This window comes from Salinibacillus xinjiangensis, assembly GCF_009649735.1.
In the GTDB taxonomy this organism is placed as follows: domain Bacteria; phylum Bacillota; class Bacilli; order Bacillales; family Alkalibacillaceae; genus Salinibacillus; species Salinibacillus xinjiangensis.
This window is the reverse complement of the sequence record NZ_WJNH01000001.1, coordinates 348,691-361,699: the sequence shown is the minus strand read 5'-3', so window position 1 is coordinate 361,699 and position 13,009 is coordinate 348,691. Positions and strand designations below refer to the sequence as shown.

The 13,009-nt window shown below is 37.1% G+C and carries 10 protein-coding genes; 9 read left to right on the top strand and 1 reads right to left on the bottom strand.

Translation table 11 applies throughout. The features are described 5' to 3' along the window. Positions 1-41 precede the first annotated feature (41 nt). The 4 genes from GH754_RS01610 (at position 42) to GH754_RS01595 (ending at position 2,946) form a co-directional block, all read left to right on the top strand. Positions 42-665, top strand: coding sequence for a TVP38/TMEM64 family protein (locus tag GH754_RS01610; RefSeq protein WP_153726979.1), 624 nt, complete (start codon positions 42-44; stop codon positions 663-665). A 32-nt stretch (positions 666-697) separates the two neighbouring features. Next, positions 698-1,207, top strand: coding sequence for a signal peptidase I (locus GH754_RS01605; RefSeq protein WP_153726978.1), 510 nt, complete (start codon positions 698-700; stop codon positions 1,205-1,207). Positions 1,208-1,277: 70 nt separating this feature from the next. Beyond that, on the top strand, positions 1,278-2,117 hold the full coding sequence (locus tag GH754_RS01600) for a hypothetical protein (protein WP_153726977.1): 840 nt from the start codon (positions 1,278-1,280) through the stop codon (positions 2,115-2,117). A gap of 115 nt (positions 2,118-2,232) precedes the next feature. After that, positions 2,233-2,946, top strand: coding sequence for a metallophosphoesterase family protein (locus tag GH754_RS01595; RefSeq protein ID WP_153726976.1), 714 nt, complete (start codon positions 2,233-2,235; stop codon positions 2,944-2,946). Between the two features lie 1,371 nt (positions 2,947-4,317). Here the strand turns inward: GH754_RS01595 and GH754_RS01590 are convergent. Beyond that, positions 4,318-6,108: a sigma-54-dependent Fis family transcriptional regulator gene (locus tag GH754_RS01590; RefSeq protein WP_153726975.1), complete on the bottom strand. Its 1,791-nt coding sequence runs from the start codon at positions 6,106-6,108 to the stop codon at positions 4,318-4,320. Between the two features lie 258 nt (positions 6,109-6,366). On the opposite strand from GH754_RS01590, the gene GH754_RS01585 reads away from it, so the two are divergent. The 5 genes from GH754_RS01585 to dapA all read left to right on the top strand — a co-directional run bounded on the left by GH754_RS01585 (position 6,367) and on the right by dapA (position 12,975). Further along, positions 6,367-7,653: a four-carbon acid sugar kinase family protein gene (locus tag GH754_RS01585; RefSeq protein ID WP_153726974.1), complete on the top strand. Its 1,287-nt coding sequence runs from the start codon at positions 6,367-6,369 to the stop codon at positions 7,651-7,653. A gap of 76 nt (positions 7,654-7,729) precedes the next feature. Further along, the gene (locus tag GH754_RS01580) at positions 7,730-8,827 is read left to right on the top strand and encodes a TAXI family TRAP transporter solute-binding subunit (RefSeq protein ID WP_153726973.1); all 1,098 of its coding nucleotides are present in this window, start codon (positions 7,730-7,732) and stop codon (positions 8,825-8,827) included. 192 nt (positions 8,828-9,019) lie between these two features. Next, on the top strand, positions 9,020-10,996 hold the full coding sequence (locus GH754_RS01575; protein WP_228550093.1) for a TRAP transporter permease: 1,977 nt from the start codon (positions 9,020-9,022) through the stop codon (positions 10,994-10,996). Positions 10,997-11,054: 58 nt separating this feature from the next. Next, positions 11,055-12,077, top strand: a complete 1,023-nt coding sequence (pdxA, locus tag GH754_RS01570; protein ID WP_323741799.1) for a 4-hydroxythreonine-4-phosphate dehydrogenase PdxA — start codon at positions 11,055-11,057, stop codon at positions 12,075-12,077. Continuing rightward, positions 12,070-12,975, top strand: a complete 906-nt coding sequence (dapA, locus tag GH754_RS01565; protein ID WP_153726972.1) for a 4-hydroxy-tetrahydrodipicolinate synthase — start codon at positions 12,070-12,072, stop codon at positions 12,973-12,975. The genes pdxA and dapA overlap by 8 nt, the downstream gene beginning before the upstream one ends. Positions 12,976-13,009 lie beyond the last annotated feature (34 nt).

Here is a 13,009-nt window from a genome sequence, read left to right as displayed (position 1 = left end):
GGCTTTTTTGTTTCTGAAATAAAGAAAAATAGGTGATTACATTGAAGAAAATAGTGATTATATTAATCTATACATTGTTAATTACGTTGTTGCTTATACATAAAGACTCCTTCCTAACCTGGATCCGCTCTGGTGACGAACTCTCCATCCTCATCAGCATTCTCTTTTTTGCCCTTTTAGTCTTTTTCCCAGCCGTCCCATTCCTAGTAGCAGCCGGAATTATGGGGGCATCTTACGGTGTGGCAGCTGGTTCGGGAATTGTCCTCACGGGTGTAATGATCGGCACCATCGCCATGTTCCTATTAGCCCGTTATGGATTTCAGGTCTGGACTCAAAAGATACTTAGTAAATATGAGCGCGTTAAACATTATGAGTACATTTTTGAAAATAACGCCTTTATCGCCATCCTTGGTTTACGAGTCTTTCCGATCATTCCCACACCACTTGCAAATGTGCTTTGCGGGGTTACTCGTGTGAACACCTTCATTTATATAGCAGCAAGTGCATTAGGCAAGCTCCCTAAGATTATTATTTTCACTGTTGTAGGCTACCAAGCAACTGACAGTATGTTTAATTCAATCATTATTTACATAATTTATTTCCTAATCTTAAGCATTGTGGTTGGTCGTAAATTTAAACAGGATAACAGTGGACTTCACGTTTGAAAAACCACAAAAATAGGGTGGTGACAGGCATCATGCTCAAAAAAATCATATTTCTGACTGCTGGAGCTTTAGCCATTATATTATTGTTTTTTATTTTTCAAGCAAAAGGAGACATAAATAAACTTCCGAGCTTTTTTGGATATAAGCCTCTGACGATTTTGTCCAATAGTATGGTACCTGACTTTGAAGCGGGGGATATAATTGTCATTGACACGAATGAGGCTCCGAAAGTCAATGAGGTGATTACCTATGTGGATCCGAATCAAGAGCTACTCTCTCATCGAGTGATAGATATTGTGAATCAGGATGGGCAAAATCTTTATCAAACCAAAGGAGATGCGAACAATATCCCTGACCGAGAATATGTATCTGAGGAAAACATTATCGGTGTAAAAGTTTTTACCATTCCTCTTATTGGTCACATTGCTAGTTTTATTGCAAGTCCCACAGGAATTTTCCTACTTATTGTTCTTCCTATTATTCTAGTCGTTATCATTGAATTTTTTCAGAGACTAAACATCATTAGAGAAAAAAGTGGTTAGAGTCTTTTAGCTTAGGTTATAAAGGAGTATTCCTTATAACAAATAAATGATTAGAAAGGGGTAGCGTTTAGTGAAAAACATGGGGAAATGGAAGAGGGTTTTACTTGGAACTTCTCTAGCGGCGGCGATTTTTGCAATTGCGGGTTATGGTTCGTTTGCTCTCTTTTCCGGTACTGAAGAGGTGGAGGGTGAGATTGACCACTTGGTAGTTGAGCTTTCATCCAATGTTGAGGAGATTGATTATGATGTAGATGTTGGAGAAGGAGAGTTGTTAGCGCCAGGTAGAACGGCGATGGGGGAATGGGTGACGTTAGAAACGAATTTAAGTGAAATGGCGAATTTTAACCTCGGTTATGAACTACAGTTGTTAAAAGATAATGAACCTGTAATGGATGAGAGTGTGAGTTTAGAGTCCTATCGTTCAGCTGCGGTTTTAACTTTAGGTGATGATGAGTTTTATGTTCCACTTGAATGCGCAGATGTATTAAGAAGATATTTAGTCAATCCAAATGATCCTCCTACAGATGATTACGGTAGAATCATCCATAAAGGTGACGCTCAAATTGCTTTAGCGAACCAAGATAACTTGAACAGATTATTGAGAGATTTAACGGTTGGCGAAATTGATGCAATCCTATTTCCAGATACCATATTCTTCCCGGACACAAGGTTATTCCCTGACAGCTCTTTTATGACAGCAAACTTCTTCCCAGATGATTATTTTAATGAAGGAGACGTTGAAACACCAGTATTATTCCCAGATTCTACTTTTCACCTTCAAGAAGGACAGCAAGTGAATTTCTTATTCGGAACACATTTAAAGAGAGAGGCTGGAAATGAGTATCAAGGACTGACTTTAGATACCAAATTTAATTTTGGTGTTGGGCAGATGACTGAGAGGCCTATGTAGAATAATAAATTTGAATGGAGCCAGGGATTATCTCTGGCTCCATTCAAATTAAATGAAAAGAATACGGGTTTTGATATAATGTGAAATAAAAGTACAAGGATAGGAGGTATTATAAATGAAAATCGCTTTTTTATCCGACATCCATGGCAACGCTACAGCCCTAGAAGCCGTTCTAGAAGATATTCAATCCAAGCATGTCGATAAAATTGTTGTATTAGGTGATCTCTGCTACCGCGGGTCCGAGCCAAAACGTTCGCTTGAACTCGTGAGGTCCCTTGATACAACTGTGGTTAAAGGTAACGCAGATGAGTGGGTGGTGCGCGGCATACGTGATGGCGAAGTACCGGACCAGGCTATTGACATGATGAGGGTGGAACAGCAGTGGACAGTGGACAAGCTATCACAGGAGGACATCGATTACCTTCAAAGTCTCCCAACGGAAACTAGCGTACAACTTAGCGATCAGGTGAAGATTCATGCTCTTCATGCTACGCCAAACAGTCTATTCGATATTGTTAAGCCAACGGATGAGAACGAGGTCGTGAAAGAAAAATTAATGAGAGATTCTTCTGCGGATATCTACCTGTATGGCCATATTCACCATCCTTATGTTCGTTACATTAATGGCAAATGCGTAGCGAATCTCGGAAGTGTAGGGCTGCCGTTTGATGGGATAAATCATGCTTCTTATCTGATTGTGGAAGGTGATGGTGCGGATTATAGTGTAGGTATTCAGCGGGTGAAGTATGATGTGGGTAAGGTTTTGAAACAGCTGGATGAGGTGGAATATCCCAATAAAGAGTTTCTGTATGGGGTTCTTGGAGAATAGGGGGATAGGGGGGTACAGGGGGACAGGTCCCTTGTCCCAGTAGACTGCGTTTAATAATTGTAAAAACCCTTACTTATATGAGTCAGGTTCTCATCTTAAACGATATCAGCGAAAGATAATTGGATATTGATGTGCGGCTGGCTCAATGAAGGACAGTACAAGAGAGTGCTGGCCCCAATTTTTCCGTGATAAGGCTTCTGACGGACAATTGCAATAAAAATAAGATTACGACTGTCCGTCATTAGGGGTGTGAGGAACGAAACATCGAGGAGGCCTGATTGAAAAGTCCGTCACATGCCCCGTCATGGACAAAATGGAGTCCTGAAATAGAATAAAGGTCTCTCATAAGCCAATTACAGTCGGGTGTTCAGCTGGACGCGACACCGAGTTAATAACACAGACGGCAAATCAGAAAGATAGCGGATGCTGGTGTACGGTTCAACGAAGGACAAAACCAGAGAGTACTGTTACCAAATTTTCCGTGATAATGGTGTTCAAGGACGGGAATGTTATATTAACTGTGTAAGTAAGAAATGCGTACTGTTTCTTACTCACACAGTTTTTTTATTTGATAGAATAAAGATAAAGAAGCGATGATGATGGGAAATTTTTGGTCAACGATCTTTAAATGGTTAAGGGAAATATCAATCTTTAGTGTTTTAAGAGTATTGTTCCGAAATTAACTAGAACGCACCTGTTTGTAGATTTATGGACAATCTTAAATTCTGTCCTTGCCTTTATTTGCCTAATTTTTATTGTTCATCTAATTCTAGTTTTTGTACTAAAATACATTATTCTGGGTTATGGAACATAAAGAGTCTTTGAAATTAATGTTTATCAAGTAAATGTACTGTTAATCTTGCTGTCAAAAAATCGGTTAAATATTCGATTAGGAGCTATCGCTGAATTGTTATTTTATTATTACATAATATTATGTTGAAATTATCTTCTGGTTTGCCACTTCCTATGCTAAAATGCTATTTTGATTAGTAACTTTGAAGCAAGTTCTGTCAATATCTTATCAATGATTTACTATAGCTTTTTAAGCATGGCGAGCTTTCGTACTAAACTACAACCTGTGTAAGATCTTGGAATTTTTATGATAACAACGCAATCATTTATTGGGTTATTTATGACATTATTAAGTATCGCTAGGTTTATTTCTTTGTTTGCGAAGCAGAAGTCGAGGGATGAGGGGGATAATGGTGGGTGAATTGGGCTATGTGTACGCAGGGGATACTCGGATATGTTAATTTGGACATTTTGTTTAAAAGCAAGGTGCCTGTCAGCCCCCCCAAAAGACATTAGAAGTATACATAATTTTAAGGACTGTACAAGTTGATTATAATCACTTGGGTACAGTCCTTATTTTTAAACCATTTCACTTTTTAACTTTCTCCATAAGGTGCTCCGGCTAATTCCTAATCGTTTTGCTGCTTTAGACTGGTTCATATCTTCTTCTTCAAGCACTTTATAGATAATACTAGATGTAATTTCGTCTAAAGTTCCTTTAAATTGAATATCTTCCGTTCTGGTTTGGGAATGTATACGAACCTCTTCCTCGAGAATGGTTATGGTATCCTCTTCTTGAATTAAATTGGTTTCAGTAATCAGGATTAGTTTTTTAAGTACATTAATAAATTGGTTGAAATTAAAATCCCATGAAAAATTTTTAAGTAGTTCCATCGCACCTGGTGAAACTCCTGAAACTTGCTTGCCTAGCTCTAAATTAAGCATGCTTATATAAATACTCGTTAGACTTGGTATTTCTTCACTTAACTCTCTTAATGGGGGGATTGCAATACTATATGTATATTGTTCACTTCCCAAAATGTATTCGGGTAGAATCCCGGGTTGCATATCTTCTATCGACTTTTCAGTTGAATAAATGACAAGGCTTCTCTTCGTTAAAAAAGAATCATCTATATAGTTAATAAGTTTTTCTTGTTTGTCTCCGTTTAAATGGTGAACATTTTTAAAATAAACTGTTAGATTGTTTTCTGTGATGGGCGAATTTTCATTATAAAGAATGAACGATAATTCTTTGTCCGTTATGTTTTTGCAATTAATAGTTAGCATTGGGTTATTCTTATGACTGCTAATCGAATGTATATGATATGCAATACTATCTTTATCCGTACCATTTTCCCCATAAATTAAGATCGGTGATTGAGAATCTACTATTTTAGAAACTCTATCAATGATATACCGCGTTGAACGAGTGGACAGATAAAAGTTAATAGAAGATAGGTCTTCCTTTTCTGATACGTTTGTTATTTCATAAAAAGTATTATTTGTTGTTGAGATATCGGGAATTTTTTTAATGTAATATATGATATTTTCTGCATACCCATCCATGATTACATTTCCTTCAATAGTCCACTGATAACCTTCAAGTTTTAACATTAATTTAATAGTTTTCTCTTTTAAGGTCTGTGGTATATACTGAATTAATTTTTCTTTAATCGTTTCAAGTTCTGACTGATTTGATAAATTAGAATAGACTACTTCTTTATCCTTATTAAAGGCAACGATTTCTAAAAAGCAGTTATTTAAGATATTTTGATATAAAGTATTTTTTTTCGATGATAGACTAACAGCCTTTACTAATTTTTGTGCTTCATCAAATGCTTCATTAATACTTTCTTTACCAGAAGTTATTAATAGTCCGTTTAGATGGTATTTTGAGGCTTTAGATATAGTTACTGCGTCCCCCACTATGAGGCTATAATCTAAATGAGCTAACTCTTCAATTACTCTTTCTGCTTCATCCCCACTCTTTATTGTATAAGTATCAATTTTGTATTGTAATAAGTCACAAATCATGTTGGCATATCTTGTGATATTTGGGAAGCCTACGATGGCGAATTTGCCACTATAGTTTTGGGCGAGATTAATCGCCCGCATCATGTCATATTCCGTTAGTTTGATCTCAATTACCGGTATTTGAACAAGATCCTGGATCATTTCTGCTGTTCCACCACGTGAAATAATGACGTCATATTTTTCGATGTTATCAATTGTAAGTACCAGTTCCGCACCAGCTTTTAAATCACCTAGGTACACTGTTAAATCAATGTCATCTCTAGTCATTGCTGTATTTTCCAGTAAATCTTTTAATCCTTTATAAGGAGCTACTGCTAGAATATTTACTTTCTGCATCGTCTTTTCCCCCTTACTCCCCAATTTTGTGTTTCAAAATGAGATGAATAATAATTTTATTTTATTTTATTTATAAAAATAAAGCAATTTAAGTGTGTGCAAAGTTGAGATAATTTAAAATGTTTAAAAATGAAACACAAATAGCTATTTTTGAAATTGTATACGCTTTCAAGTTGATGTAATATGAAACTGTAATTAGTTGGTGCTGATGTGAGACATTTGGGGAAAGCTGAGTATAGTAGATGAAAGGACGAGATAATGTATAAATTACTTATACTAGCAGATGATTTTACAGGTGCGCTAGATACTGGGGTCCAATTTGCTAAAAAAGGAATTAGTACTATTGTGACAACAAATGACGAATGGGATTTCAGTCGTTATATAGAAGACACTCAAGTGCTAGTCATTGATCTAGAAACACGCCATCTTGAGCCTCAGGAAGCTTATAATAAGGTCTACAGTATTGCAACCAAATGTATTCAGTACGGAATTCAGCACATTTACAAAAAGACTGATTCAGGTTTACGAGGAAATATTGGAAGTGAATTGGTCGCATTGGTGGATGCCTTTAAGGAGAGTAATCTTATATTTGTTCCTGCTTTCCCCAAGACACAGCGGACAACTGTTGAAGGTATTCATTATATAGCTAAAAAAAGAATCACTAAAACTGAAGTTGGCAAGGACCCATTTAGCCCAGTCAAATATGATAGTGTTCAAAAAATTATTAAAGAGCAGTCTGATGTTATGACCATTAGTGTAAAGGTTGATGAGGTTGATCATTACAACTATTTAGAGGGGAATGGTAATGTTTATATCATAGACTCTGAAAGAGAAGAAGACTTACAAAAAATCTCAACCACTTTGAAGGACCTTGGCACAATAAATCTTCTCGCTGGGTGTGCAGGTTTTGCAGAATACCTTCCACAACTAATTAATTTAAGTTCTAATTATAATCAATCATTTCATCTTGAACAAAAAATGTTATTTGTATCAGGAAGCGTCAATGATATCACTCGCCGACAAATTCAATACGCAAGAGATAAAGGATACAACATCATAAGACTCAGTCCAGCAGAAAAACTATCTAGTAATTTAAAGTCACTAACAAGTCTTAAACTAAAAATAAAAGACATAAAAGATATCTACACCTCAAGTGGAAGAGTCATTGTGGATGGTGGCGGTGATAATGAAATGATTGAGGCTACAAGGGAACTTGCACGTGAAATCGCAATAGATGATAAGGACATCAGAGAGACTATTAAAGTGAATATAGGTAAAGCAATTAATTATTTATACAAAGAAGGTATAAAAGGGACCTATATAGTTATTGGTGGTGATACATTAAAGTCAGTGATTGACAATATGGGCTTTGATACATTGGTACCCATAACCGAAATTGAAAGCGGTATCACATTATCGAAAATTTTAGGGGGTGAGGATACACTTTACATTGTAAGCAAATCTGGAGGTTTTGGTGAGATAGATGCACTTATTAGAATAGGAGATTATATTAAAGAACATAGTGAAGAAATAAAAGTTACTTAAAGACATACATCCTATGAGTCTACTCCTTATTTCAGTTGGGATTAATTAAATTGATAATTATTGGGAGGTTGTCGTAATGAAACTATTCAAATCAAGAGGGATAATTGTTTTATTGTTTACACTCGCAATGTTGTTTATGACAGCATGTGGATCAAGTGAGGATACTGCGGGAGAGGGGACAGACAAAGCTGAGAATGATGGTGCTAAAATAGAAACAAATTCAAGTGAGCATGCAGAAGGTGAACCTGTAGATGTCCTTTTCTCAACGCATGAAGTCGGTTCTGCAACGTATGCTATTTCTGCATCACTCGGTACATTGTGGGAGGAGTACCTCCCAGAAGGTTCTTCAGTAGATGTCCAACCAACATCTCCTGGAGGAATGGGGGCTCCATACCTTTTTGAACAAGGTCAAGCAGATATTGCGTTTGTAAATGGTGCGCCAGCAAAATGGGCGTTTGAAGAAGGAACCCTTGGAAATGGCCCTACCCAAGATTACAGAGCTTTAGTTGGAAGTCTTACAGGTGTATCTGCAATTACTTTCTTTACACAAGACTTTATCGATGAACATGGTGTGGATACGCTAGAAGAAGTGGTTGAACAGCAAATTCCAATTCGAATTGGAACAAGCCCAAGAGGGTCTATGGATGAGAAAATAACTAGTATGGCTTTGGAATACTTAGGTGCAAGTTATGAAGACGTGAAGTCTTGGGGCGGAGATGTCATCCATGGCGGTGGAAGTGAACTAACTGCAATGGCAAGGGATGGTAAAGTTGATATGTATCTAAATCATACATCTGTTAACTCATCTACAATGACAGAAATGGCCATGACATCTGATATTAAGTTTATTCAATGGGGAGAAGACCTTTTAAGTCATTTTGATTCGCAAGGATTTGAGAGAATAACTATTCCTGCAAATACATGGGAAGGTCAAACAGAGGAAATTATAAATGCCGGCACCCCAGACAGTGTTTATGTTCACAAAGACATGTCTGAGGACGTTGCTTACGCTCTAGTAAAAGGGATTTCTGAAAACCGAGAACAACTAGTTGAACAGTTTGCATCATTGGAACCGTTTAATCCAAAGGAAGCCTGGAAGCCAGGGAAACTTGGTGGGATTGAATTACATCCAGGTGCTGAAAAGTATTATAAAGAAATGGGTTATATGGAGTAAGACTTACGTGTATTTAACAAATGAATGTTATATATGAGTCCGGCCGTAGTTAGTCTTTTATTGAACTGGCTACGGTTGGAATTACTTCCGAAAATAAACGACTAAAAGTTTATTAAAGTGCTTTAATAATACAATTCCTAGCTATCACAATTTAACTTGACTACTAGTCAAAAGCAAAAGAGAGGTGTTTACATGAAAATGAAAAAGTCTGGCCCTAATAATAATGAATCCAAGACAGATAAAATACAAAACCCAGTAGAGGATTCGGAAGAGTTGAAAGTTGAGAAAATTAGGTTATATCCAATTATAGGTATATCCCTGATTTTTCTTGTTTTTCAGTTATATATAGCCTTAGTTAGACCAATTGATTCGTTAATTTCTATACCACTTCATCTTTGTTTGGCAATTGCATTAATGATACTTTATAAGCCATTGGCAAAGAAATATAAGAAAAAATGGTTATGGGCAATTGATATTGGCTTCCTTATTGGGCTATTTGTAACCGTAGTATATTTTATTGTAAGCAATGAACGATTAACGTTCCGAATTATGATGGTAGACCTAATGACGCCAATGGATCTCTTTGTGTCATTTTTTATGTTATTAGCCATTATGGAAATTGTTAGAAGGACAATTGGGTTAAATCTTTTTATCTTTATTATGATTTTCATTGTTTATGCTTTTATAGGTCAATATATTGGAGGACCATTTAGATACAGCGGGATGACTTGGCAACAGTTTGCTGAAATGCTTACATTATCACCTGATGGAATTTTTGGTACTCCTTTGGCAACTTCTCTTAATATTCTATTCTATTTTCTATTATTTGGTGCTTTTTTTGCAAAATGCGGTGGAGGGCAAGTCCTCATTGATATGGGGATGAAACTTAGTGATAAGACAGTAGGTGGTCCTGCCAAGGCATCAGTTGTTTCTAGCAGTTTTATGGGAATGATTAGTGGTAGTGCCATGGCAAATGTATCAACAACAGGTGTTTTAACCATTCCATTAATGAAAAAGTCTGGATATACGAAAGAACAGTCTGGTGCCATTGAAGCAGTTGCTTCAACAGGAGGTCAAATCATGCCTCCGATTATGGGGGTTGGTGCCTTTATTATGGCAGAAATGATTGGGATTAGTTATGTAACCATCGCTACTGCTGCTATTATTCCTGCAGCTGCTTACTTTTTAGCTATATTTGTAGTTGTTCACTTATTGGCAAAGAAAAGGAAGCTGGATGTTCAAGATGAGGAAATAAAGTATGAATCCGAGCCTATTATTCCGAGACTTTATCAACTTATTCCTATTGTAGTAGTTGTTGCCATGATTTTTGCAGGCTCATCTCTTACAAGAGCTGCACTAATAGGTGTAGCGTTATCGATAGTAATTAGCTTATTCTCTAAAAAAACACGCCTTTCATTCCTAGGGTTTGTTGCGGCTGCTTTAACAGGGATTAGGCAAGCGGCAAATATTGCTATTCCTACAGCGGCAGTTGGAATCATGATTGGTATTGTTGTTAGATCGGGTGTTGCAAATAAGCTGACAAGTCTAATAGGTGATTTAGGAAATGGTAACCTCCTAGTTGCGCTATTAATTGCAATGTTAGGTTGTCTTTTGCTAGGTATGGCATTACCTACAGTAGCGGCGTATTTAATCTCTTATATTCTGTTTGTTCCTACGCTTATAAGTTTAGGAATACCCGCGTTACCTGCAAATATGTTTATCTTTTACTTTGGGGTAGTTGCCCAAATAACGCCACCAGTTGCATTAGCGGCTTTTGCGGCGGCAGGAATAGCAAAAGCAGACTCCTGGAAAACAGGGTGGATGGCGTTTTCATACGCACTTGTGGCTTTTATAGCCCCATTTGTTTTTGTCTATCAGCCAGAAATTCTATTAATGGGGACAGTAGTAGACACAGTTATCACAACCTTAATTATGTGTATAGGTATAATCTTTTTGTCTGGGGGAGTCGCTGGTTACTTCTTTAAATCTCTAAACAACTTTATTTATCGAGCTGTATTGGTAGTCATAGCATTACTCATCATTACACCTGAAACTCTTACATCAGCAGTTGGTCTTGTGCTAGGGCTTGCGTTTGGAGTTTATATGTATTTCCAAAACAAAAAGGATATCTCTTTGTTAAATAAAAATTCGCAAGGGGTAAATTATTAAAACACTATATTCCATATCAAATATTAATTTACTTTTTGCGGGAGGGAGAGTTGATTAAGTGCGTCCAATTATAGGAATAACAATGGGAGATGCAGCTGGGATTGGACCAGAAATCATTTTAAAAGCATTACAGTCAGCTAAGGTTTATCAACTTGCGCAACCATTGGTGATAGGTGATGCAAAAATCCTAAAAAGGGAAGCGCATCATTTAGGTGTTTTACTAAAATTCAACGTAATTGAAGATCCAAAAGATGGCATTTTCGAAAATGGTACAGTTGATGTGATTGATTTGGACTTAGTTCCTGAAAATCTACCTTATGGAGAAATATCTGCCGAAGCTGGCCATGCTGCATTTAAATGTATTGAAAAGGCAGTTTCTTTAGCATTAGAACAACGTATTAATGGTATTTGTACAGCACCACTAAATAAAGAAGCCTTACACAAGGGTGGGCATTTATATCCGGGGCATACAGAAATTCTAGCTGATTTAACGCAAACAGAGGATTTTTCCATGATGCTATCGGCTCCTAAATTAAAAGTGGTTCATCTCACAACTCATGTTGGATTACTCGATGCGATTCATTCTATAACTCCTGAACGGACCTATAAAGTGATCCAGTTAGCCAATGAAACTTTAACACGAGCAGGCTACCATAAGCCGAAAATTGCCGTTTGTGGAATTAATCCACATGCCGGAGAGAATGGTCTTTTTGGAAATGGAGAGGAAGAGGAAAAACTCATTCCGGGTATTGAAAAAGCCCAAGCAGAAGGGATAGATGCCTCAGGTCCACATCCTGCTGATACGTTGTTTTATCGGGCCGTGAGAGGCGATTTCGATATCGTTGTGGCGTGTTACCATGATCAAGGTCATGGCCCTATTAAAGCGCTCGGATTAGAAGCTGGGGTAAACATTACAATCGGACTTCGGAACGGCGTTATTCGAACCTCTGTCGATCATGGTACCGCATTTGATATAGCAGGGAAAAATAAAGCTGATGCGGGTTCTCTTTTAGAAGCCTTATTTATGGCAGTTGATCTAGCACCTAAACAATACAGTGAAGGAGGAGTAGTAGATGCATAAACCAGAAGGCATTGTCCCGGCATTAGTCACGCCTTTTAATCAAGAAGAGGAAATAAATGAAGAAGTATTGCGTCAACTGATCCAATCAACTATGAAAAGTGGTTGTCATGGTCTTTTCTGTTTAGGAAGTAATGGTGAATTTTTTTCCTTAAGTTTTGAAGAAAAATTGAAAGTAGCGAAAATTGTCTTGGATGAGGTTCAAAGTAAAATCCCAGTCTATATGGGAACTGGCTCTAATAGTACGAGAGAGACCATTCAATTGAATAAGGAAATGGAAGAGTTGGGTGTGACCGCTGTATCGTTGATTACACCATATTTTGTGAAAATGTCGCAGGAAGAATTGATTAAATATTATGAAACGGTAGCAGAACAAACCAATCTACCTATCATTTTATATAACATTCCAGGCTTAACAGGAAATGCACTAGCACCTGAAACAGTTGCTCATATATCAAGAGTCCCGAACATCGTGGGTATTAAGGATAGTAGCGGTAATTTTGACAATATCCTTCAACTTATTGAATTGACGGATTCAGACTTTTCCATTTTAGCTGGTACTGATTCGTTGATACTATCGACATTAATGGCCGGAGGAAATGGTGGCATAGCAGCTACCGCTAATTTGTTACCGAATGTTGTAACTTCTATCTATAATAAGTGGAAGGATGGAGATATTGAAGGGGCTGAATATGAACAAAGGAAATTAAGAGCAATCCGAAGTGCTTTTAAAATGGGCACATTGCCTTCTGTTCTTAAAGAAGCGCTCAATGAAGCTGGGATAAATATTGGGGCACCGAGATTACCAATTTCACCTCTGTCTGAAGAGAAGAAACGATTAGTTCAGGACATTGTTACAAAACATAAAGAAGCTGGGGATATAGAGGATATTAATGTATAGCTTTGGTTTTATTAATCAAGTGAGAGGGGGGAGA